11 protein-coding genes are annotated in these 25,286 nt (G+C 60.1%); 1 reads left to right on the plus strand and 10 read right to left on the minus strand.

Annotated features, from left to right (window positions below):
• Positions 1-80 precede the first annotated feature (80 nt).
• The 9 genes from ACI3K0_RS16750 to ACI3K0_RS16790 form a co-directional block, all read right to left on the minus strand.
• Positions 81-1,901, minus strand: coding sequence for a LytS/YhcK type 5TM receptor domain-containing protein (locus ACI3K0_RS16750; RefSeq protein ID WP_404945707.1), 1,821 nt, complete (start codon positions 1,899-1,901; stop codon positions 81-83).
• A 374-nt stretch (positions 1,902-2,275) separates the two neighbouring features.
• A complete protein-coding gene (locus tag ACI3K0_RS16755) occupies positions 2,276-3,721 on the minus strand; it encodes an NAD(P)(+) transhydrogenase (Re/Si-specific) subunit beta (RefSeq protein ID WP_404945708.1) in 1,446 nt (481 codons plus the stop codon).
• Positions 3,722-3,741: 20 nt separating this feature from the next.
• Positions 3,742-5,316 carry a Re/Si-specific NAD(P)(+) transhydrogenase subunit alpha gene (locus ACI3K0_RS16760; RefSeq protein WP_404945709.1) on the minus strand — a complete coding sequence of 525 codons (1,575 nt, stop codon included), beginning with the start codon at positions 5,314-5,316 and terminating at the stop codon, positions 3,742-3,744.
• 325 nt (positions 5,317-5,641) lie between these two features.
• Positions 5,642-7,120, minus strand: coding sequence for an amidase (locus ACI3K0_RS16765; protein WP_404945710.1), 1,479 nt, complete (start codon positions 7,118-7,120; stop codon positions 5,642-5,644).
• Positions 7,121-7,271: 151 nt separating this feature from the next.
• Positions 7,272-8,972: a hypothetical protein gene (locus ACI3K0_RS16770; RefSeq protein WP_404945711.1), complete on the minus strand. Its 1,701-nt coding sequence runs from the start codon at positions 8,970-8,972 to the stop codon at positions 7,272-7,274.
• A gap of 29 nt (positions 8,973-9,001) precedes the next feature.
• Positions 9,002-10,198 (minus strand): HlyD family efflux transporter periplasmic adaptor subunit, encoded by a 1,197-nt coding sequence (locus ACI3K0_RS16775; protein ID WP_404945712.1) that lies wholly within the window; start codon positions 10,196-10,198, stop codon positions 9,002-9,004.
• A gap of 2 nt (positions 10,199-10,200) precedes the next feature.
• Positions 10,201-12,462 (minus strand): type I secretion system permease/ATPase, encoded by a 2,262-nt coding sequence (locus ACI3K0_RS16780; protein ID WP_404945713.1) that lies wholly within the window; start codon positions 12,460-12,462, stop codon positions 10,201-10,203.
• A gap of 18 nt (positions 12,463-12,480) precedes the next feature.
• A complete protein-coding gene (locus tag ACI3K0_RS16785) occupies positions 12,481-20,631 on the minus strand; it encodes an Ig-like domain-containing protein (protein WP_404945714.1) in 8,151 nt (2,716 codons plus the stop codon).
• Positions 20,632-20,953: 322 nt separating this feature from the next.
• Complete coding sequence (locus ACI3K0_RS16790) at positions 20,954-22,381, minus strand: TolC family outer membrane protein (protein ID WP_404945715.1); 1,428 nt, start codon at positions 22,379-22,381, stop codon at positions 20,954-20,956.
• A gap of 447 nt (positions 22,382-22,828) precedes the next feature.
• On the opposite strand from ACI3K0_RS16790, the gene ACI3K0_RS16795 reads away from it, so the two are divergent.
• Complete coding sequence (locus tag ACI3K0_RS16795; RefSeq protein WP_148145161.1) at positions 22,829-23,587, plus strand: WecB/TagA/CpsF family glycosyltransferase; 759 nt, start codon at positions 22,829-22,831, stop codon at positions 23,585-23,587.
• Between the two features lie 148 nt (positions 23,588-23,735).
• Here ACI3K0_RS16795 and ACI3K0_RS16800 read toward each other — a convergent pair whose 3' ends face one another.
• The gene (locus ACI3K0_RS16800) at positions 23,736-25,082 is read right to left on the minus strand and encodes a GumC family protein (RefSeq protein WP_404945716.1); all 1,347 of its coding nucleotides are present in this window, start codon (positions 25,080-25,082) and stop codon (positions 23,736-23,738) included.
• Positions 25,083-25,286 lie beyond the last annotated feature (204 nt).

Genomic DNA, 25,286 nt, shown 5'->3' on the forward strand with positions numbered 1-25,286 from the left:
GGCGGAGAATGAACCTTAAGCGGTGGAGAGGTTTTGGCCTTTTGAAGGCTGCGGCGCGGCAGACCGTTCCTGAAGGCCGTTTACTTTGTCGCCGACCACAGGCGGGCGACCTTCAGGCGGCCGCGAAGAGGTGTGCGTGCGGGTATAACGTCATCATGTGAATGATCGTGATGATGGTCATGCCGGCCATCATGATGGTGGCTATGGTCGTGTACGGGCTCACTCATCGGCACGCGCAGGTTCACGGTGGTGAACACTTCCGCTTCCCATTTCACGTCGATGCCATAGGCGTCGCCGAAATGTCCCTTGGTGCGGCGGTCGACGATATTCATGCCGAGCCCGCCATCGACGGACGGTTTGCGGACGAACAGGCCGGCATTGTCGGTCACCGATATCAGCAGATCATCGCCATCCGGCTTTGCCGAGATCGTGATCCGGCCCTCTCCGATCAGTTGTGACGTGCCGTGCTTGATGGCATTTTCCACTAAAGGCTGGAGCGAAAAAGCAGGAAGACGGACCTCTGCCAGGTCGTCTGGAACATCGATCTCGATCTGCAGATGTTCGCGGAAACGCGCCTTTTCGATCTGCAGATAGGCATTCACATGCTCGATCTCGTCAGACAGCGTGACGATGTCGTTGGTTCGCTTCAGGTTCTTGCGGAAGAAGGTTGAAAGGTTCTGCACGAGATTGCGCGCTTCGCCCGGATCTATCCGGATGATGGCCGATAGCGTGTTGAGCGTGTTGAAGAGAAAATGCGGATTGACCTGAGCGTGCAGGAGCTTGATCTCGGATTCGACCAGCATCTGCTTCTGGCGTTCGTAGCGCCCGGCGAGGATCTGGGCAGAGAGCAGGCGCGCGACACCTTCGCCGAGCGAGCGGTTGAAGGTCGAAAACAGTTTGGTCTTCGGTTCATAAAGCTTGATGGTGCCGATGACCGCATTGTCCTCGCCTTTCAAGGGAATGACGAGCGACGATCCGAGCGGGCAGTTTGGATGGATCGAGCACTGATAGCTGACCTCGTCGCCATCGGCATACATGACCTTGTTTTCGGCAATCGCTTCCATGGTTTGAGCGGACGTAATGGCGCGGCCGGGCAGATGGTGATCGGCGCCAATGCCGATGAAGGCGAGGATCTTTTCGCGGTCGGTGATCGCAACCGCGCCGACATTGGCTTCCTCGTAAAGGATGCGGGCGACCTTGGTGCTGTTTTCGGCATTAAAGCCGTTGCGCAAAACGCCTTCGGCGCGTTCTGCGATCTTCAGCGCCTTGCCGGAGAAGACCGTCGAGTGAGTTTCGAAAAGTTTGCGCCGGTCGCCAAGGATGTTCATGAACATCGCGGCACCGATGGTATTTGCCACCGTCATCGGCAAAACGATCGTCTCGACCACATGGGCTGAATCGACAAAGGGTCTGGCGACGATCAGGATGATCGACATCTGGACGATTTCGGCAACAAGCGTGACGCCGGCGATCAGGGGAGGCCAGAAGAGGAGATCGGTCCTTTTGCGGCGCATGAGATAGCTGTGAACCAGCCCGCCAATCAGGCCTTCGGCCGTCGTCGCAATCGCGCAAGCAAGTGCTGTGAAACCGCCGAGCGAATAGCGGTGCATGCCGCCGGTGAGGCCGACTGCAAGACCGACCAGCGGGCCGCCTAAAATGCCGCCGAGCACGGCGCCGATCGCGCGCGTATTGGCAATCGCCTCGTCGATATGCAGGCCGAAATAGGTGCCCATGATGCAGAACATCGAGAAGATGACGTAGCAGGCGATCTTGCGCGATGGCCGGACGGTAACCTGCATCAGCGGCAGAAACAGGGGCGTCTTGCTGAACAGGTAGGCGATGACGAGATAGACGCAGGTCTGCTGCAAAAGGCCGATGACAAGGTTCGTCCAGCCGAACATGAAATGTCCTTCGTTCTATCTTCGCCAGCGGATGAGGCGTTCGATCACCGCACCGAGACGATCCATGCCATAAATCGCGACTGCCGCAATAGAAGGCGGCGCGCAACAGCTGCCACGTGCTTCACATTGACGTTTTACACGTTCAAGCGAAGCCGAACCGTCGGTTTCGGTCGAGGCCGTATCATCGGTCGGGGTCAAGCGTAAGCGCATGTGTCCATCACGGCAAGCGGATCGTTTTGATCTGATCCGCCATCAACGCCACCCGCTGACGGGCCGTGCATTGACCTGTCGCAATACCGGGCTGGCGCTTCTTCCCGGTTCTCGGTGTTTCGGTCCGGGATCGCTTGCGCAACCCCGAACCCATTTTGCGTGTGTTACTTGATCATCGGCAGGAGTTCGGAGACGGATTTCTTCGCGTCGCCATAGAACATCCGTGTGTTCTCCTTGTAGAAGAGCGGGTTCTCAATGCCGGAATAACCGGTGCCCTGGCCACGCTTGGAGACGAAGACCTGCTTGGCCTTCCAGACTTCGAGCACCGGCATGCCGGCGATCGGCGAGTTCGGGTCTTCCTGGGCGGCCGGATTGACGATGTCGTTGGAGCCGATGACGATGACGACATCGGTATTGGGGAAATCGTCGTTGATCTCGTCCATTTCCATGACGATGTCGTAGGGCACCTTGGCTTCGGCCAAGAGCACGTTCATGTGGCCCGGCAGACGGCCGGCGACCGGATGGATGGCGAAGCGCACTTCCTTGCCGCTGGCGCGCAGCTTGCGGGTGAGTTCCGAGACCGCCTGCTGTGCCTGCGCAACCGCCATGCCGTAACCGGGGACGATAATGACGCTGTCTGCATCGTTCAAGGCATTGGCGACACCTTCGGCATCGATGGCGATCTGTTCGCCCTCGATTTCCATCGCCGGGCCGGTGGTTCCACCGAAGCCGCCTAATATGACCGAGATGAAGGAGCGGTTCATCGCCTTGCACATGATGTAGGAAAGGATAGCACCCGAGGAACCGACCAGCGCGCCGGTGACGATCAGAAGATCGTTGCCGAGTGTGAAACCGATGGCTGCTGCCGCCCAGCCGGAATAGCTGTTCAGCATCGAGACCACGACCGGCATGTCGGCGCCGCCGATGCCCATGATCAGGTGATAACCGATGAAGAAGGCCAAGAGCGTCATCAGGATCAGCGTCCAGACGCCTGCGCCGTTGCAGTAAGCAAGAAGCAGCAATAGAGAGAGGCCTGCCGCACCGGCATTGAGGAAGTGCCCGCCGGGCAGTTTCTTCGCCTTGCCATCGACCTTGCCGGCCAGCTTGCCGAAGGCGACGACCGAACCGGTGAAGGTGACTGCGCCGATGAAGACGCCGAGGAAGACCTCGACCTTCATGATGGCGAGTTCGACCGGATCCTTGTGGGCGAGGATGGCGGAGAAGCCTTCGAGCGCTGCCCGCGCAGCCTCGTCCAGACCACCGACGCGCCATGCCTCGATATGGGCATTATAGCCGATAAAGACGGCGGCAAGGCCGACGAAGGAATGAAGTGCTGCCACGAGCTGCGGCATTTCCGTCATCTGCACGCGGGCAGCAACGTAATAACCGGCGATAGAGCCGGCGCCGACCATGATCAGGATGATCAGGCCGATGCCGAAGCTGGTGGCGACGCCCGGTCCGAAGAAGGTGGCGATGACGGCGAGCGCCATGCCGATGATGCCGTACCAGACGGCGCGCTTGGCGCTTTCCTGGCCGGAAAGGCCGCCAAGCGACAGGATGAAGAGAACAGCCGAAGAGATGTAGGCGGCCGAAACGATACCGATCGTCATGATAATAACCCCCTACGCACTCAAGACTTCTGGAACATGGCGAGCATTCGCCGTGTCACGAGAAAACCGCCGACGATGTTGATCGTCGCGACCAGAACCGACAGGGCGCCGAGGATGACGACCAGCCAGTTGCCCGAGCCGATCTGCAACAGTGCACCCAGGATGACGATGCCGGAAATGGCGTTGGTGACGGCCATCAGCGGCGTATGCAGCGAATGCGAGACATTCCAGATGACCTGGAAACCGATGAAGCAGGAGAGCACGAAGACGACGAAGTGGCTCATGAAGCTTGCCGGCGCATAGGCACCGACAATCAGCAGCAGCACGGTGGCAACGCCCAGAAGAATGGCCTGGTTCTTGGTCTGCGCCTTGAAGGCTGCGACTTCCTTCGCCCGCTTTTCCTCCGGCGTCAGTTCCTTGGCCTTTTCCTTCGGCTTCTGGGCGGCGATCGCCTGGATTTTTGGCGGCGGCGGCGGATAGGTGATCTCACCGTCCTTGGTGACGGTCGCGCCGCGGATGACGTCGTCTTCCATGTTGTGAACGACGACACCGTCCTTGGCCGGCGTCAGGTCCGTCATCATGTGGCGGATATTGGTGGAATAGAGCGTCGAGGATTGGGCGGCCATGCGGCTCGGAAAATCGGTGTAGCCGATCACAGTGACGCCGTTGTCCGAGACGATCTTCTGGTCGGCGATGGTGAGGTCGCAGTTGCCGCCGCGTTCGGCCGCAAGGTCGATGATGACCGAACCCGGCTTCATCAGGGCCACCATGTCGGCAGTCCAGAGCTTCGGTGCATCACGGCCGGGGATCAGCGCCGTGGTGATGACGATGTCGATCTCGGGGGCGAGTTCGCGGAACTTTTCCAGCTGCTTTTCGCGGAATTCCGGAGACGAAGGAGCTGCGTAGCCACCGGTGGCGGCACCATCCTGCTGGCTTTCCTTGAAGTCGAGGAAGACGAACTGCGCGCCCATGGATTCGATCTGCTCGGCGACTTCCGGGCGAACGTCGAAGGCATAGGTGATGGCGCCGAGCGAGGTGGCGGTACCGATGGCGGCCAGACCTGCAACACCTGCACCGATAACCAGAACCTTGGCCGGCGGCACCTTGCCTGCAGCCGTGACCTGGCCGGTGAAGAAGCGGCCGAAATTGTTGCCGGCTTCGATGACGGCGCGATAACCGGCGATGTTTGCCATCGACGAGAGAGCATCCATCTTCTGGGCGCGCGAGATGCGCGGCACCATATCCATGGCGATGACGTTTGCGCCCTTGGCCTTGGCCTGTTCGAGCAGGTCCTTGTTCTGGGCCGGGTAGAAGAAGGAGATCAGTGTCTTTTCCGGGCCGAGCTTGTCGACTTCAGCGATTTCCGGCGGACGCACCTTGGCGATCACGTCGGAGGCTTCGATCAGCGCGTCCGGCGTATCGACCACCGTCACGCCGGCGGCGCGATAAGCTTCGTCCGAAAAGCCTGCAGCCTTGCCTGCACCGGTTTCGATCACGCAGTCATAGCCAAGCTTCTGCAAGGCCAGCGCACTGTCCGGCGTCATCGCCACACGCGCCTCGCGGTCCGCGCGCTCTTTAAGAACCCCTATCTTCAATAGTCCCGTCCCCAATTCGTTTTCATCGTGGCCAAGCCGGCAAGTGACCGACATTCCTGCCGTAAACTGTTACGACAAGGATTTCCGAGCGGAAAGGCCGGGGATGGTACTTGGCGGTACGGTAAGCGCAAGTGGAATACTGCGGGAAGTCGTCTTTTTCTCCCGCATTCCTTGTTTAGTCTTCTGTTTAGCCGCTGCATTACGCGGTTTGATGGCACAGTCGGCCTGTCGACAGCGACGATAGGTCGCTGGCCGGTATTCAATGAGCAATCTCGTTTCGCAGCCTCGCCGGCAAGGCATTTCGCGCTTGCGTTGAGCAGGCCGATCAGGCTAACGCGGTTACGTGAACTTTGGGCAAGTCGCCAAAATTCCACTTTCCCTCAATCGCGCGTTCGATCTGGGCCGCAAGCTGCAGCAGCAGACCATCCCGGCCAAGGCCGGTCTGGATCTGCATGCCGAGCGGCAGGCCATTGGCGTGGCGGGCAAGCGGCAGGCTAAGGCCTGGCGTGCCGCAAAGATTGCTGAAAGGGGTATAGGCGAAGAAGCCCCAGAGATTGAAAAACCAGTCGAGGGCAGAGGGATTGTCAGTCATCGTCAGATATTGAGTCGTGCCGATCGGCGGTGTTTCCCGCGCCGTGATCGGCGTCAGCACGATGTCCCATTTCTCGTAGAATTCACCGAAGGCGCGGGCGGTTTCGTTGAAGGCGAGCTGCATGTCGGCGCGCTCGGTATAGGTCGCGTCCTTGCCTTGTTCCCAGATGCGGATGTTCATCGGTTCGATGAGATCGCCGGGTGGTCGTTCTAGGCCTCGCATGCGCAGAAGATTGTTCACCGTCTGGGCAAAGTTGGTGATGTAGCAAGCCGTCTGTGCCGTATAGGCTTTCTCGAAGTCTATCGAGGGTTTGACCCATTCGACATGATGGCCGAGGCTTTCGAGGAAACGGGCCACACGCTCCAGTTCCGAGACGATATGCGGCGATGAATTATACGGCCCCCATTCATGGGAGACTGCGATGCGCAGCGGCTTTGGATCACGCTCGATCAGGCTGAGAAAGGATACTTCGGGAGACCAGTAGGGCATGAATTCGCCCGGTGCACCGCCGCGGCAATTGTCGACGAAGGCCGCGGTGTCACGCACTGTTCTGGTGATGCAGCCCTGTGTCGAGACGACGGAAGTGAAGTCGGAGGCGGCGGGGGCGATCGAAAAAGTGCCGCGGGAGGATTTCAGCCCGATGCCGCCGTTAACGCCTGCCGGAATGCGGATCGAGCCCCCGCCGTCTGTCGCATGGGCAAGCGGCACAACACCGGCGCCGACCATGACGGCGGAACCAGCGGACGAGCCACAACTGGTAAAATCTGTGTTCCAGGGATTGCGGGTCACATAAAGCGCCGGGTTTTCCGCCGAGCTGCAGCAGCCGAATTCCGGGGTCGTGGTGCGGCCGATGATATTGAGGCCTGCGGTCTTCATTTTTGTGGTGAGGAAGGTGTCGGAGGTCGGGCGATTGCCCTTCATGTAGAGCGAGCCTTGCTCCTGCAGCCGGCCCGCAAGCGTCGGGCCTAGATCTTTCAGGAGGAAGGGCAGGCCTGCGAATGTGCCTTCGGGATTTGCACCGTTGACGGTGGCGTCGGATACCGCATCCTCGAAAATCTCGACCACGCCGCAGATCTGCGGGTTGACTGCCTTGATCGCTGCTGCCGCCTGTGCTGCGAGTTCGGATGCGGTGACCTCTCCGTTTTTTACCAGTTCCGCAAGGCCAAGCCCGTCTCTGCCGAACCATTCGGCCCAGCTCATCACCATCGTCATCTGCATTCCCCAATGTTTTCGTTCTAACGAAATTCTGTTTTGAAAAAGCCAAGCCAGAGCTGCCCGGTCACGTAGTGCAGGGGCTCAGATAATCACGCCTGATGCGGAGTGTCTCAGGAAATCTGCTGCGGTGCGCGAAAAGGCTGAGCCGTTACCGGCCGCTTCTGCCGGAGACGTTTTGGGATGTGTCTTCCCGCAATTCCTGCTCATGCAGGTAGCGGAGATAGGCGATATATCCCGACAGATAATGCTCGACGTCGTCGATGCGCACCCGGAATGCATGGTGGCGGATGAAGAAGGATCCGAGAATCTTTCTCGGGTTGCGCATGAACATTGCCATCTCGGGCCAGAAATGCCCGTTGAGCATGTAATGCGCCCGTTTTTCCAGCGCGCGTTCGAAGCGGCCGGGATCTATGCGGTTCAGGAGATCAGTAAAACGCCCGTCGATTTTCAACCGTGTCAAAACCTGCCGCGTCGCCATCATCAGTTCGAGCAATGTCGGGAATGTCGTGATCCTGTTGGCGACGAAATCGAGATGATCGGCAATGTTGTCTATGGCGAAGCGGTAATAGTCCTCTTCCGGGCGATGTCGTGTCAGCTCATTGGCGCAGTAGGCGAGCCAGTGGTCGTGATGGCGTGCATGGTTGTTGCGGATGAAATGGCGGAAGGCGCGTTCGACGGCCTTCAGCCAGCGATCATCGCGAAGCTGGTCGTAGAGCCGCATCAGGGCAAAGACGGCCTCTCCCTCGTAATAGATCGTGCGGAATTCCTGCCGGGTTTCCAGACTTGGGAAGGTCAGGACATGGCGGAAGGCGCCGGTCTTTTCATCCTGCATAAAGCAGATGCCGGAGGCGAGCCGTTCCATCAACTCGTCATGGCTTTCGTCATCGAAGACGCTGGCATATTTGGCGAGCGCCAGGATGGCGACGGCATTGCCTCCCAGCTTTATCTCGTTGTTGGCTTCGACAAGGAAAGCCGCAATCCTGCCGTTGGGCAGAAGTGCATGGACGATCAGGTCGCGCGTCATGCAGGAAATCGACTGGCTGATCGCCTCGCGCAGGAGCGGCGTGCAGGTCAGTTCGTACGCCTCGATCATTGCATAAGTCGTGCTGGCATGGCGAAGCGTGTTGTAGGTGCCGATCTCCCTGTCGAAACAGGGGTGATAACCGTAAACGAAACGGCCGTTGGGGCTGACCTGGCGGGCGAGGAATTCGGAGGCGTCATAGATCAGTGACGTGACCTGCCCGACGTCCAGCTTGTCGATGATCCTGTGTCCGGCATTGAGGCCAGAGGGATGAAGCGGGTAGACCGTCGTTCCGTCGAAAAACGCGCCTGTGCTGGCGAAGGGATAGATCACTCGATCATCTGCAAAGTCCGGCGGTAGGTGATCAGGGAAACGGGAGCTGAAATAAAGAAGAAAGTTCTTTTTGTTCAGGTCGGCTGAGACATTGCGGTTGCCGCCATAGAGCATCGCGTTGGCGTTCAGTTCCTGTTCCTGAAAGGCGATCTCGAACCGGTCGTCCAGTGAAATGCCGAGGCGGAAGTAATTGCGTTTTGTGTCGCTCAGCACATCGCGAAGTTCGGCCCAAGTCGAGGCTTCCAGGGCGGTTGGCCAATCGACCCGCAACCACCGATGCCGGCCGGATTGGCGGCGTTGAATGGTTAGGACTGCCTCCATGCCCGCCTGCCAGGCCTGATCAAAAGACGAACCGCGTGCAATGCTGACGCTCGCCCTTTCCTCACCGTCGGAACAGGAAAAGAACAGCACATAAGCCGGATAGGGCGCGGGCAAGGGATGGCATGCGGATCGTACATGGTCCTGCAGCAGGGTCATATCCGGTGGCGTCGTCATGCAGTCCTCCTTGCACCAGCGCCGTTTTTCTAGCGTTCGCGCATTGCCTCTTTGGCCTTGTTGAAGGGTTTAAGCAGGTAATCCATCACGCTCTTCTGGCCGGTATGGATATCGACGGTGGCGACCATGCCGGGCGAGATCGGAAATATCTTGCCGGCATGATTTTCCAGCGCGTCTTTTTCCGTCTTCACGAAGACGCGGTAATAATAGATCTCGGGGTCTACCTCATCCTGGATCGTGTCGGGCGAGATGGTGACGACCTTGCCGTCGAGTCCGCCATAGATGGCGTAGTCATAGGCGGTGATCTTCACCGTGGCGCGTTGATCGGGATGGATGAAGGCGATGTCGCGCGGCAGGATGCGTGCCTCGATCATCAGCTGGTCGCCAAGCGGGATGATATCCATCAGCTTGCCATTCGGCGGCACGACACCGCCGATGGTGGAGACCTCGATGTTCTTGACGATGCCGCGCACCGGTGAGCGAAGAGTGAGGCGGGCGAGGCTGTCCGAACGGCCCTTGATGATGGAAAAGAGCGAGTTGACTTCGGCATTTGCCTTGGCCAGTTGCTCGCGAGCTTCGACGACATACTGGGTGCTGGTCTCGACCTTTTTCAGCTCCAGTTCCGCCCGTTCGCGTTTCAGGCGGATGATCTCGACGCTGCTGGCTGCACCGATCTTCGACAGGTCTTCATTGACCGCGAGTTCCTGACGGGAGAGCGCCAGCGATTCATCGATCCATTGCAGCGTCTCTTTGAGATTGTGCTGGCGGGCTTCATAGAGCCTGGTCTCCGAGGTGACCAACTCGGGATAACCGGTAAGTTCATCCGGAAAGGTGAGGGGGGTCTGGTTGACTTCCGCCGTCAGCCTGGCCGAACTCGCCAATGCAGCCCGGTATGTGGCAGCGGATTCTCCGACGCCGGATTCGGTGATGGTCGGATCGAACTGGGCAATCAGCTGTCCGCGTTCGACGACCTGGTTTTCCTGAACCATCAGTTTCGAGACGATACCGCCTTCCAGCGACTGAATGACCTGTTCTTTGCTGATTGGTACGACCTTGCCGTCACCGGTCGAGACCTCGTCGAGAATGGCGAAGTGCGCCCATATGAGAACGACGACGATAAGGAGGGCCATGACCTTGATGACTGTCTTTGCTCCGGACAGCCGTACCTCGTCCTCGCCGCCATATTGCCAGCTCTCTTCGACGAGGCGGGGGAATGACATGGCCATGGCTAGTTCGCTCCCTTGACGCTGCGCAACTGCTGGGCCGGCTTTTCGCCTTTGAGGACCCGCAGGGCTTCTTCCTTATCGGCATCGAGCACGATGCGGCCACCGTCTAGCGCGACAACGCGCTCGACCAGATCGAGAACACGCATGCGGTGGGTGGCGATCACCACGGTCTTGTTCTTCGCCCAGACGGAGAAACGCTGGATGAACAGCTTTTCGGTAGCCTCATCCATGGATGCCGTCGGTTCGTCGAGCAGCACGACAGACGGGTTGCGGATCAGCAGCCGCGACAGAAGCAGCGCCTGCTGCTGGCCACCGGAAAGACCGCGCCCACCCTCATCGATCAGGTGATCGATACCTTTCGGAAGCATGCGGATGAATTCATCAGCACGGGTCATCTGCAGCGCCTCCAGCATCGCCTGTTGTGAGGCGTTCTGGGCGCCCATCAGCACGTTTTCGCGGATCGAGCCATGGAACAGACGGGAGTTCTGGGTGATCAGGCCTACTTCCCGGCGCAGGTCGGACGGGTCGATCTGGTCGATCGCCAAGGTATCGATCAGCGCCTCGCCTGTATGGGGCTGCAGCTGGCCGGAAAGCGCCTGCAGCAGGGTGGATTTTCCCGCGCCGTTCTTGCCGAGGAGGGCGATCGTGTCACCGGCCTCGGTCGAGAAATCCGCAAGTGACAGCGCCGGCCGGCCAGCCGGTTCGCCGTAATAATAGACGGCGCCGCGGAAACGATATTCGCCGAGCAGCGAACCGACCGAAAGCCTTGCTTCCGCCGGCGGATGGTCGACCGGCATTTTCATGATCGTGTTGAGGCTCGACAGGCCGATCTTGGCATGCTGCAGGCGCCCCAGAACCTGGGTCAGCTGCGCCATCGGCGCCATCATGCGCGAACCGAGAATGGAGCAGGCGACAAGCGATCCGGTGCTCAGGTCGCCCGCCATGACCATCGGCGCGCCGCAGAAGACAATGACAGCAAAGACGCTGGTCTGGACGCCATGTCCCCAGCTTGTCAGCGTGCTGGTGATGGAGCGAAGTTTTACCTGCGCATCGGCGCTTGCGGAATTGAACGTGTTCCATTTCTGCTGGAACACGCTTTCGGCCTGCAACGCCTTGATATCCTCGATACCCTGGATGGATTCGACCAGCATGGCATTACGCAGCGAGGATTCACGCATGGCAAGGCTGGCATTGCGCTTCAGCTTGCCCTGCGCCAGAAGGCCGGGGGCAACCATGATGAGCAGCGCTGCCGCCGGAATGACGGCAAGCCAGCCGCCGATATAGGCGAACAGACCGAGGAAGAGGAGAAAGAAGGGCAGGTCAGCGATGGCGGAGACCGTCGTCGAGGTCAGCATTTCGCGGACCTGTTCGAGTTCCCGTAACTGGGCGATGAAGGTGCCGGTCGCCTTGGGCCGGTTCTGGTTTTTCACCCGCAGCGCATGGCCGAAAACGACATCGGAGATGCGGATATCCGCGCGCTTGCCGACGATGTCTATAATGGCCGTCCTGACCTTGCGCATGATGAAGTCGAAGACGACCGCCACGCCGACGCCGATGAACAGGACGACGAGTGTGCTCATGGAATTAGCGGGCACGACCCGGTCATAGACCTGCATGGAGAAGATGACGCCGGCAACCGAGAGGGCATTGGCGACGAAGGATGCCAGGAGAACGTAGCTGTAGGGGCGAAGATCGCTGAGCGCGAGCTTGCGGAACCAGCCATGCGTGTCGGGCGCGATATAGGCATCAATGCGCTCGTCGGGTCGGTTCCGCGCATCGCGGGCGATCAGAAGATGGGTGATGTGGCCATCGATCTCGGAAAGCGGGATCCAGGTCCAGTGACCGTTATCGCCGGCAAAGGTGATCTTCACCTCGTCCCGGTTGATCTCGGTTATCAGGCCGATATCGCCGTAGCTGAGTTCGATCAGCATTGGCAGGCGGCGAGCCGTGATGCCTTTGGCCAGCGGCTCGACCGGCTTTGCATCGAGACCGAAACGCCGTGCCAGCTTGCCTATCCGATGAACGGGAGGCGCTGCCTCCTGCATGATTGAGATGTAGTTCGTGGCAAATTTGGAATGGGCGATGCCATAGTGCTGCGCCAGCAGCCCCATGATCTCGATCCAATCCTTTGCATTGCTCAGCGAGGCTGCATTTGCCTCGGTCTTTTTCTGATCATTCGTTTCGGGATTAGGTGGGGGAAGGGCAGCTGCCCTTTCCCCTGTCGTTGCCTGCATCCTTTCGGAAGGAGCCTGTCTGGCATCCATCAGCTCATCTCCTCCGCGCTAGACCACCGGCAGCCTTGGTGTCGCAAGATCATCGTCCTGGTTGAGCGGTTCGAACGGATCGAGCGATGGGGTCTCCACCAGATCCAGAACTGCATCGACTGTATTCGATAGATCGACATTGGCCGACACGTCGACGCCCGAACCGTCGCCTGTATCGATGGAGACCGAGGTGTCGCCGGTCAGGCTGTCGAGCGCACTCAGATCGACTTCCTCGCCGCCCTGAACAAGCAGGCTCAGGCCATCATCCGTATTCAGGGATGCTTCGACCGGCTGCGGCTCATCGGCGGTGGACGGATCGGTATCTTGCGCATCGGAGCTATCGGATGAGGTGTCGCCGTCCGACGCCATTCTGGCGTTGGTGTCGGGGCTGTCAGCCACATCACCGCCGCCGCCATCGTCAGCCATGGCGAGGCTCATCGTCTCGTCGGATGCAGATGCCATGGTAATGGCGCTGGTATCCTGAACCTCGACATCGATGGTGAGATCGGAAGACAGTTCGTTTCCGGTCACGGGATCGACGACGACAACGGTGAAGTTATCGGTTCCGCCGGCCGTGGCATTGGTGTGAGGGGTGTAGATATAACTGCCGTCGGCGCTGAACACGAGAGTACCGAACGCCCCTTCCACCGTCACCGTACCGTTGACCAGAGCATGGGTCACGCCGTTGAACTCGACCTCACCGATGCGAAGATCATCCGTATTGCCGGTGGCCGCGGCGTCGATGAAGTTACCGTCCGCCCTTTCTCCCACGGTGATCTGGACATTCTCGACCTGATCGGTTGCGGTAACGGAGATTTCGCGGAGCGTTCCAATGCCGAGCGTGATGCCGGGATTGGGGACGAGCGTGGCGCGATACTGACCGGCATCGAGGTCGGTCAGGGTGATCTCGCCGGTGGGCGCCCCAAGCAGGTTCAGCTGCAGAATGCCATTATTGACATCGTCGGTGCCATAGGCTCCCCGCACCCATGCGGTACCGTTCCAGCGCTCGATTATCACCGAATAGTTGCTGAGCACGCCGACATTAACGAGCCCGCCGATCCGCAGGTCCAGATCGACCGAGTTGGTGCTGCCCGAAAGGTTGAAGTTAACGACCGGGTTGGTGGCCGAACCCAGGTTGACGTTCAGCAGGCTGGTGAGGGTAAGCGAAAGCAGCGCCGTGACAGTGGAACTGGCCGTGGATGGCGTCGCTTCGTTCTGGCGGGTGATCGTCTGGTCGAGAATGGCGGTGTCGGCCGCGTTGGTCAGTGCGAAATCCACGCCGGGGGCTGTGGTCGTGGCCGAACCGGAGAGATTGCCTGCCGTATCCCGTTGCACGACCTCGAGTTCCTGGCCGTTTACCTGCGCGGGCGAGAGGCCAACGCTGAACGTGCCGTTGGCGGCGACCGTTCCTGTGCCGATAACCGCACCGCCGGTGCCGGTAACCGTGATGGTGGCGCCCGGTTCGCCGGTGCCGGTCAACTCGTTGCCGGCCGGGCTGACAGCCAGATCTTCCGGCGGGTCAGGGGGGAGCAGGTCTGGTGTGTCGGTGACGACCGACGGTGACACGTTTCCGGCCGTGTCGGTCAGAACCACAGTCAGGTCTCGGCCATCGGCCTGTGTCGGGTTAAGCGTTATGCTGAATGTACCGCCCGGGAGCACGGTTCCGGTCCCGACGACGATACCATCGGCATTGGTAACCCGAACCGCTGCCCCGGCTTCGCCATTGCCGGTCAGAATGGTGCCGGTGCCGTTGACATCGACATTGGTCGGAGCAGGCGGCGCAAGCAGGTCCGGAGAATTGACCGAGGCCACGTCGGACGGGTTTCCGGCGCTATCCGTCAATACGACATCGAGTTCGCCGCCATTCACCTGTGAGGGTGAAAGGCCGATGCTGAACGTGCCGTCCGGTGCGACCGTGCCGGTGCCGACGACCTGGCCTGTGGCATTGGTGACGGTGACCGTGGAGCCCGGTTCACCGCCGCCGCCGATCAGCGTGCCCGAACTGTTGACGACGAGGCTGGTCGGTGGTTCGGGTCCGGTCAGGTCCGGCGAAGCGACGGTGCCCGGATCGGACTCGTTGCCGGCATCGTCGGTCAGGGTGACGTTCAGGTCACCACCATCGGCCTGAGCCGGGTTGAGCGTAATGCTGAAAGTGCCGTCCGGATCGACTGTTCCCGTGCCGACGACAGTACCGGCGGCATTGGTGACCGAGATGTCCGCGCCGGGTTCGCCTTCACCCGTCAGTACGATGCCATCATCGTCGAGAACAAGGTTGGTTGGAGCATCCGGCGCTGTCGTGTCCGTCGTGGAAGCGGTTCCGGGGTCCGAAACATTGCCGGCGGCATCCCTCAGAACGACATCCAGTTCGCCGCCATCCGCCTGGGGTGGGTTGAGCGTGATCGTGAACGTGCCGCCTGCGCCAACGGTACCGGTGCCGACGACAACGCCTTCTGCCGTCGTCACCGTGACGGCTGCGCCCACTTCACCGTTACCCGTGAGTTGGGCACCGTTTGGAGTGACGACCAGATTGGTCGGTGCGTCGGGCGGTGTGAGGTCCGGCGTTGTGGCCGTGCCCGGACCGGACTCATTGCCGGCAGTGTCGCTCAGGACGACGCTGAGTGATCCACCGTCGGTCTGCGGTGAGGTCAGGGTGACGGAGAAATTGCCGTTGGTACCGACAGTGCCGGTTCCGACAATGTTATCATCCGCATCTCTGATGGTTACCGCTGCACCCGGCTCGCCCTTGCCGCTGACGATCGTGCCGGTGGCGTTGACGTTGAGATTGGTCGGGGTCTCCGGCGCATCGAGATCAGGCGTGGGGACGGTCCCCGGTTGAGAGATGCCTCCGGTGCCGGTCAAGGTGACCTGCAGATTGCCGCCGTCCGTCTGGGGTGGGTCGAGATCGACACTGAATGTACCGCCGACGACCGTATCCGTGCCGACGATCTCACCGGAGGCGTTGCGGACCGTGACAGTCGTACCAGTTAGGCCGGAACCGGTAAGGGTCTCTCCCAGAGCATCGACAGCCAGTCCGGTCGGCGCGGGTGGTGCATCGGGATCGGGGGCCTGTACGGCTGCGGGATCCGATATATTGCCGGCGGTATCTTCAAGAACCACTTGCAGGGCTTCACCATTGATCTGAGCAGGTGCAAGCGGAACGCTGAATGTTCCGTCCGTATCGACTGTGCCGGTGCCGATGATTGTGCCGCCGGCATTCCGGACGGTCACTTCGGTGTTCGGCTCGCCAACACCCGTCAAGGTCAGTCCGTTGTCGCTGACAACCAGTTCGGTCGGGGGCGCAGGAGGCTGAATGTCGGTGATCGGCAACGTCGTCGTGGGCGACGTGTTTCCGGCATCGTCGGTCAATGTGACGTTCAGTTCGCCCGCGTCCGTTTGGGGTGGGTCGAGTTCGATCAGGAACGTACCACCGTTCCCCACGATACCGTTCCCGACGACAATGCCTTCCGCATCGGTCACCCTGACTATGGCGCCGGGCTCACCCTCGCCGAAAAGCTCGGTTCTGTCGGGACTTGCCTCCAGTCCGGTGGGGGCGCCGGGGGGTGTCAGGTCCGGTGTGGCGACGGGGACGGGATCGGTCTCGTTGTTGAAACCATCCGTCAGCGTGACCTCAAGTCCGGAACCGTCATTCTGCGCCGGTGAAAGCGGAATGGAGAAGGTGCCGTTGGCACCGACCGTACCGGTCCACTCATTCGTTCCGTTGGTCACCGTCACTGTCGATCCGACCTCGCCGCGGCCGGTGATCTGTGTTCCGTCCGCGCTGACGCTGAGATTGGTCGGCAAGGCGGGTGGTGCCTCATCGACGGAGGTGATGACGCCCGGGGCCGATGAATTGCCTTCATCATCTGTCAGGACGACCTGCAGATTGCCGCCGTCGATCTGCGCCGGGCTGAGGGGCACGCTGAAGGAACCGTCCGTGCCGACCTCTGCCGAGCCGACCTGCTGGCCGGCGGCATTGGTGACGATCACGGTGGCGCCGGGTTCGCCGGTACCGTTCAGGACCGTACCGCCTGCCTCGACGTTGAGGCCGCTCGGTGCCGCAGGCGGCGTCGCATCGGTGGTCGGGACGGTACCCGGATCGGAGATGTTGCCGCTTCCGTCAGTCAGGACCACGGTCAGGTCTCCGCCATCGATCTGGGCGGGACTGAGACCGATCGTGAACGTTCCATCAGGACCGATCGTGCCGGTGCCGACCGTATCGCCGGCTGCGTTGGTTACCGTTACCGTCGTGCCGATTTCACCTGAACCGGTCAGGACCGTACCTGCGCCATTCACGGCGAGATTTCCGGGCTGGTCTGGTTCGGTGATGTCCGGTGCGGTCACGGTGACGGGATCCGATGCATTTCCGTCGCCGTCGGTCAGGACCACAGTCAGGTCCCCGCCATCCGATTGTGCAGGATTGAGTGGGATGCTTATCGCGCCTGTTGGCCCGACTATGCCCGTACCGACCACATCTCCGGCTTCATTGGTAACTGTGACGGTGGCGCCGGCTTCGCCCTGGCCCGTCAGTGTCGTGCCTCCATTGCCGACAGTAATGCCGGTCGGCGCATCGGGGCCAACGAGATCGGGTGATGGTGCAAGGCTCGGGTCGGACGTGTTGCCCTGAGCATCCGTCAGTATGACCTCAAGATTGCCGCCATCCGTTTGCGGCGGGGTCAGCCCGATACTGAATGTGCCATTCGGCCCGACCGTGCCTGTTCCAACCGGATCTCCGGCCTCGTTGGTGATGGTAACGGTAGCGCCCGGTTCTCCGCGGCCGGTTATGACTGTACCGGCGGCATTGACGTCGAGGTCCGAGGCGGGATCCGGTCCGGTTGTATCCGGCGAGGTTGCCGTCACTATCGGCGACGTATTGCCGGCAGCATCCTGCTGCACAACCGTTACCAGGCCGCCATTGTCCTGGGTGGGGGTTAGGTCGATGGTGAAGCTGCCATCGCTGCCCGCCGCGCCTGCGCCGATGATAACTCCATTGGCATCTCTCACGGTTACTGTCGCTCCCGCTTCACCCTGACCGGAAAGCTGGCTGCCATCGCCGCTGACTGTCACACCGGTCGGTGCCTCCGGAGCAACGAGGTCGGGAGTGGTCACCGTTGCTGGTGGTGACAGGTTTTCACCGCCATCTTCGAGAATGACGGTCAGATCGCCGCCATCGGTCTGTGCCGGGGCGAGCGTGATGGTGAATGTGCCGTTGCCGTTCACCGTTCCTGTGCCTATTTCCTGCCCGGCCGCGTTGGTTACGGTGACGGTCGTGCCAGGTTCGCCGCGGCCGGTCAGCGTGGTTCCGGCGTCGTTGACAGCAAGGTTGGTCGCGGCCGCGGGATCTATCAGATCGGGGGAAAGCGTCAGCGCCGGCTGCGAGGTGCCGTTGGCATCCGTCTGCGTCACTCTCACTTCGCCGCCATCGATCTGTGCGGGGGTGAGGGTAATGGAGAAACTGCCATCCCCCTGAACGGTTCCGGTGCCGATCGTCGTGCCGACTGCGTTGGTAACCCTCACCGTTGCACCGGGTTGCCCCTCGCCGGTGAGTATCGTGCCGGTACCATTGATGTCCACGTCCGTCGGTGCTGGCGGTGCATCGGGATCCGGTGCCAGCACGGTGCCGGGCGCGGAAGCGTTTCCTGCTGCATCCGTCAAAACGACATCCAGCTCGCCGCCGTCCAGCTGGGCCGGATCGAGATCGACACTGAACGTGCCGTCCGGGTCGACGGTATCTTCGCCAATCACATCGCCAGCCGCATTGGTGACCGTGACCTTGGTTCCGGGCTCGCCTCGGCCTGTCAGAACCATTCCGCTGTCGCTCACTGCCAGATTGGCGGGTGATGCCGGGGATTGGTCATCCTCCAGCGTTACCGTTGCTGGATCCGAGACGTTGCCTGCGGCATCCTGCTGCACGACCTTCAGTTCGCCACCATTATTCTGGGTGGGATCAAGATTGATCGTAAAGCCGCCGTTGCCGGCAACTGTGCCGGTTCCAACGATCACGCCGCTTGCATCGCGAACTGTCACTGTCGCTCCCGGCTCGCCGCGGCCGGTGAGGATTGTTCCGGCGTCATTGACGTCGAGAGATGTCGGTGCGTCGGGTGCGACAAGATCCGGGGAGGCTATGATAGCTGGCGCGGAGTCATTTCCTGAAGTGTCTTCGGCAACGACCTGCAGGTCGCGACCGTCTGTCTGGGCGGGGTTAAGCGGAATACTGAAATTGCCGGTCGCGCCGACAGTTACAGTGCCGACCACGACACCATCCGCATCCGTCACAGTTATCTTCGCACCCGGCTCTCCGCGTCCCGTCAGCACCGTGCCGTCATCGTTGATACTCAAATTGCTCGGGGCGGAAGGGCCGGCCAAATCCGGTGCGTCGGTCGTTCCCGGTAGGGATGTGTTGCCGGCCGCATCCGTCAGTGTGACTTCGAGCCTGCCACCATCGGTCTGTGTCGGGGCAAGCGTGACGGTGAACGTGCCATTCGGGCGCACCGTCGCAGTGCCGATCTCGTCGCCTGCTGCATTGGTGACGGTGACCGTCGTTCCGGGTTCGCCGCGGCCGGTGAGCGTAGTGCCTGCGTCGTTTACATCCAGATTGGTGGGGGCAGCCGGGTCGATCAGGTCGGGAGCCGACGTTAGGCCGGGCTGCGACGTGCCGTTGGCATCGCTCTGGATCACACGCAGCTCGCCGCCATCGATCTGGGCCGGCGCAAGCGTGACTGAGAAGGTTCCGTCATTTGCAACGATCGCAGTGCCGACGACCTGGCCGGCGGCATTGGTAACCCTGATCTGAGCCCCCGCCTGTCCGTCACCGGTAAGCACTGTTCCCGAGGCGTTTACATCCAGATCCGTCGGGGCAGGGGGTGCGTCGGGATCCGGCGCAAGCACCGTGCCCGGGGTGGACGCATTGCCTGCGCCATCTGTTAACACGACCTCCAGCTCGCCACCGTCGAACTGGGCCGGGTCTAGGTCGATTGCAAATGTGCCGTCGGCGGCGACCGTGCCGGTGCCGACGTCTTCACCTGCCGCGTTGGTCACGGTTACCGTCGCGCCCGGTTCGCCGCGCCCGGAGAGCACCGTGCCGTCGTCATTTACACCGAGATTGGTCGGCGGCGGCGGTGCCTGGATATCGTCGACATCGACCGTGCCGGGTTCCGAGGCATTGCCGGCTGCATCCTTGAGAACAACCTCAAGCTCTCCTCCATTGTCCTGTGTCGGATCGAGGTCTATCGTGAAAGTGCCGTTCGCTCCCACGGTTCCGGTGCCAACGGTTACGCCATTGGCATCTCGGACCGTTACAGTCGCTCCCGGCTCTCCCCTGCCTGTCAAAACTGTGCCACCGTCGCCTATCGCAAGGTTGGTCGGCGCGTCGGGTGCAACCAAATCCGGGGACAATGCGGTTCCGGGATCGGAGACGTTTCCGCTCGCATCTTCCAGCACGACGCTCAACTCGCCGCCATCGATCTGGGCGGGATCAAGAGTGATGCTGAACGAGCCGTTTGCGCCGACGATGCCGGTGCCGACCACAACACCGGCCGCATTCGTCACGGTGACTTCCGCCCCCGGTTCCCCGCGACCGGTCAGGGTCGTGCCGGCATCGTTGACGGAAAGATTGGTCGGAGGTTCTGGTGCCTCGGTATCTGAATCGGAGTCCGAGTCGGCATCCGCATCGGCGTCAGCATCTGCATCGGCATCCGCGTCGGCATCCGCATCCGAATCTGCGTCCGAATCGCTATCATCGGAGTTCCCGCCGCCAGAGCTGGCGCCGACGCCAATTGCTGCAGCTCCGAGCCCGAGTGCTGCTGCAAGGCCAAGCACCGAAGCCCCGCCGCCAGTACCGGCCGCTGCACCCGCCAGCTGGTCGATCGGGGCACCTTCGACAAACTCGAAATTGGCGAGTTCGTCGGTATATTCGCCCTGCCAGACATTGCCGGCGGAATCTTCAAGCACGAGTTCGCTACGTTCGGCGCCGTCGCCCGTATAGAAATTCTCGATACGGATATCGGCTCCATTCCGGACGTCGATGATAAGATCGTTGCCGGAGCGTGTGGTGGCCGTGATCTGATCGGGAGATAAGGAGAGTTTGACTGTGCTTGGCTTGGAAAGGACGATATCGTTGTCGTTTACAGTGGTTGTTTGCCCACTTGCCTTATCCAGTATTACAGCGACCATCTGACTCTCCCTGTGAGGTGCCGGGCATCATGCCCTTTCCAGTGCGCCGCCCCCCGCCTTCTAGGCGAGTTCTCCCGTTCCTCGTCACCGTTCAGGCCGACGCGGCTCGTTGGATGTCGTTAGCAGCACACCAGAATGAAGTTGCTGTAATTCATGCAATCTTCAATTAGATATCGCTTATGTTTGTCTTTGTGGCTTAAGGAAGGGTAAACGGGCGACCTGAAATGAAGCGAGGCTGTGCCGTGACGCGACGGACAGCGCTTGGGGACGCATCATCTCGGTATGCATTTGTCACGCAGTTGTGAAAAATGTGAGATTCAAGTCAGGTTCGAGGTGCGCGCAGCGGTACTTTCTGAGCGTCTGCCGAGATTTGTTCCGGGGAGGGCGAGGATAGTCCAAAAGCGTCGCGAAGCCTGCCAGCCGCATATGCACATTCGACGTTCAGCTTGTAGAGATCGAACCGGGTGTTGATCTCGTCGAAACGGGCGGAATGCAGCTCCTGGTCGGCGTTCAGCACATCGAGCAGTGTTCGAGTTCCGAGATCGAGAAACTGTTTCTGGTACAGATCTCGCGTTTCACGCATCATTGTCTGCCGCGATCCGAGCGACTTCAACAATGTGCTGAGGCTGCCTACCTGAGAGGCCGATTGGATCCATGATCTCTGGGCGTCGTATTTTCCAACTGCAATGGCTGCTTCTGTTGCCTGTGCACTGTAGCGGGCGGCGTTCTGGCGGGCCCTGAAAGAGCTGCCGTTATAGAGATCGCTCTTGATAGTCACGCCGACCATGTAATCAGTGTCGCCGCCACCCCAAGTCTTCATCCGGGTCGTACCTTCCAATGCTATCGTCGGAAGCATGTCGGCGCGTGCAAGCTTGACGCGCGCATCAGCTTCGCGCTTGCGGGATTTGGCGGCGATGACGGTCGGAACGGTTTCCCAGGCTGGTTCGGGACCGGCGCAGGCCTTGTTGAGGGTGGAGGGGAAAGACGGGCGCAGGCGCACATCGTTTATCTGGCCCAGAAGCGAGTTCAGGGAGCCTTCCCAGCGCTGCTTTTCTGCGTTGATCTCAAGCGCCGTGGACTGTGCAGCCTGGATGCGGGCCTGTGCCTGAAGCTTGTCCGATCGCGTGCTGGCGCCACGATCGGTTCTGGCGGTTACCAATTCAGCGATGGCAGAAACGTCCTGAACCTGTTCTCTGGCGATCGCGGCCAGCCTGGCGTTGCGCATGACCTCCACGGAAGCAAGTACGGTTTCCCGGATCATATCGTCGACAGTGGCCAGAAATTCTGCCCGGCGGACGCCGGATATGGCGGATTCCGCTTCGACCCGGCCTGACACCTTTCCAAAGTCGTAGATCATCTGGCTGGCGGTGGCATTAAACCTCGGCGACCAGTCTCCGCTGTCGCCTTTCTGTGCGGCGAGGTCGATCCCTCCTCCGATGGACGGCAGATATCCCGATCTTGCGTCCGCGATCAGCTCGTTTTGTTGCCTGATACGGCCGGCCGCCTCCTGGATCGAGGGATGCCAGCTGACAACCCGGCGCACGGCAGTCTCGATATCGGTGACCGGTACCGGCTTGGCTATCGATCCAGTCACTTCGGGCGAGGGGGGAAGCGTTGATCCTGCAAGCATCTGCGTTTTTGCGGCCTGCTGTCTCTGGGCGGCAGTCTTGTCAGGTGTCTGGCTGCAGGCCGTCTGGATGACGGCCGCAGTTATCACGAGGCCAAGTTTGATGGTGCGACCTGAACGCATCTAGTCTCCATAGACCGACAATCGAAAGCTGAACCGGCCTACGCGACACCATTGGCTGGAGAAACTCTCCCAAGCACTTAGATTCGCTAGATATATAAGTGATTCGTGAGGTACTGCAAACCAGGGTTGAGCGTCGTGGTCGTAACCTGAGATCGTATCCCCTCAGGGCAGCCTGTCCCACGAGTTGTGATCAGGCGGATGAACGCAATTAGGATCGCAGGAGCTGGTTTAATCTGTCCTTATTATGAATGATACAATTTTAATAAAATTCGATTAAGTATTAAATGGATGTATGGAAATATATCGTAACCATTTCCTTCATTTGTATTTGAATGGCACGCCGGTGTTGTGTTTTATGGGGTGGAAGACAGGACGTCTTTACAACGCAGCGGATGTTTTGCTTTGCTCTCTATGGCCCTTGAAGCGCACGACATAAATGTCTCTAGGATGGCTGACTGGCCCCAGGTGATGCTGGGCGGGCTGCCTATCGTGCGTTCGACCATGGAGCAGGCTGCGACGGGCTTCATAGAACAGGCGCTTCGCGCGCGAGGCCAGAATAATCTTCCCTTCTATTCGACCTCAGCAAACGGCCAGGTTCTGGCCATGTGTGTTCGTGACCGCGAATTCATGCAGCTCATGCTGGAGGCAGACCAGATCCATGCTGACGGCATGCCGATGGTTCATTGCTCGAAACTTCTCTGCGAGACACCGCTGCCTGAACGGGTGGCGACGACCGACCTTGTTCATGCGGTGGCCGAACGGGCGCAGGATGAGAGCGTTAGTTTTTATTTTCTAGGCGCAAGTGAAGAGGTCAATTCCAAGGCTGTCGCCGCGATGCGGAAGCTCTATCCGCGCCTTCGCTTCGTCGGGCGCCGCAATGGCTATTTCAGCCCGGAAGAAGAAGAGGACGTCGTTGCGGATATCCGCGCCAAACGCCCGGATATCCTCTGGATCGGCCTTGGTTTTCCATTCGAACAGAAATTCGTCAGCCGTAATCTGGAAAAGCTGCGTGGCGTCGGTGTGATCAAGACATCGGGCGGGTTATTCGATTTTCTCTCGGGCAAAAATCCGCGCGCGCCGATGTGGATGCAACGCCGGGGACTGGAATGGGCCTATCGGATGTATAACGAGCCGAGGCGTCTGACGCTTCGATACATGCTGACAAATCCCGTCGCGGTTTATGCGTTGCTGCGTTATTCGCGATAGCATTTTTCGGAACGGTTAAAATGGTCTGCGCGATTTTGAGCCGGCGTCCTTTGGGCGCCTTTTTCATTTCTGCTTCCGGTGCGCGGTGTATCTGTTCCTGATTTCGTCGCCTCATCGACCCGGTGGAGCGCCTAGCCGACGAACCGGCTCAGACCCGGCGCTCTTCCCCGGATTGCCTGAATATCAGCATCGCCAAGCCGAGGATCAAGGCAGCCATGCAACCCAGCACAAACCCGCCAAACATGCCGCCCGCAGTCAGATAAAGCGTGCGGGGCGGATAGCTGCGGGTTTTTGGTATGGTCGGAGGCGAGATCACCCTGACATTCGTGGTATTGATCTGCTGGCGTTCGGCAATCTCCTTGGCACGCGCCATGAAGGCCTGATAAATCGTTGACTTGGATTCCGCCTCGCGCTCGAGCTGACGAAGCTGAACGAGAGCGTCATTGTCACCGAAGACAACCGACTTCATCGTATTCGCCTGATTTTGCTGTGCCATCAGGGCGGCTTCAGCCTGAGCCAGTTCCGATCTGGCTGCCGTGAGGATGCGGTTCTGCTCGGCGGTTATCTGAGCCTGGATGGCATCCAACTGTGGCCGCATTGCCGAGATTCTCGGATGCCTCGCTCCAAAGACTGCAGATTGCGCGTCGAGTTCCCGCTTGGCCGCTGCATATTGTGTCCGCAGCGCGGTCATCGTCTGTGACTCGATCGATGCGCTGTCCAAGCGATTGTCCGGACTTCCTGTTGAAAGCTCCTGATAGCGGCTGCGAGCGCGAATGACCCGGGCCTGGGCGTCAACGAGCTGGGTGTTGGTCTGGTTGGCGACGATGCTGCTCACGAGCTCGCCGGAGCTTGAAAGGATATTGTGTTCGCGCTTGAACTGTTGAACTGCTTCATCCGCTTTGGAGACCTCACTCTTCAGGGCATCGAGACGGCCGGTTAGCTCAGTCGCGGCCCTGCCTGCGCCGTCTGCCTGCGCTTTGACCAACTCGTCCTGGAAGTTGGTAATGATCGAATTTGCGATTTCCAGCGCCTTGGGTGCCGATTGGCTCCAGACATCGAGATTGACGACGAAAGAGTTTTCTTCGCGCTTTGCCAGGACATGCTTTTCAAGCGAACGCAGCGCGTCCAGCCGGCCGGATTGCGCATCAGGGGATTTCGTATCGCCGAATTCCGGATCCTGATCGAGATGAAGCGCATCGATGACGCTGTTGAGCACGTTTGCCGAAGTCAGTATCCGCAGCTTGCTTTCGACATCATAGATCTGCATGTCGAGCTGGTTGTTGGAAGCGTAGATATCATCGTTCATGACCCTGAGATTGGTCGGATCGATGAAGATCTGCGAGCCGACGGTGAATTTGGCTTTGGAGAAATTGCCAAAGCCATATCCCGCCAGAGCGCCGAGGATGATGCACAGGAGAACGAGCCATTTTCCGGCCCAGAGCCAGCCGATAACCATTCCGGTGCTGATTTCCGGCCATGTTATCGATGGCGACATCGGCTGTGGCGTGGGCATTGCCGGCGATGAGACGGCCTGCGGTTCTTTGTTCGGTCCAAGATAGGAAAGCAAGGAACGCGGGCCAGGCGCAGGCACATGGTAAGCCTCGTCATCGCGAGCCTTGTTCGAATCTGCGTCGCGCCGAAGAAACTTGGGTGGTCTTAACATGGCATACATGGGGCCGGACCTGCCTTTCGCGGCCAA

The sequence above is a fragment of the Rhizobium sp. ZW T2_16 genome, from assembly GCF_044987325.1.
GTDB classification, from domain to species: Bacteria; Pseudomonadota; Alphaproteobacteria; order Rhizobiales; family Rhizobiaceae; genus Neorhizobium; species Neorhizobium cellulosilyticum.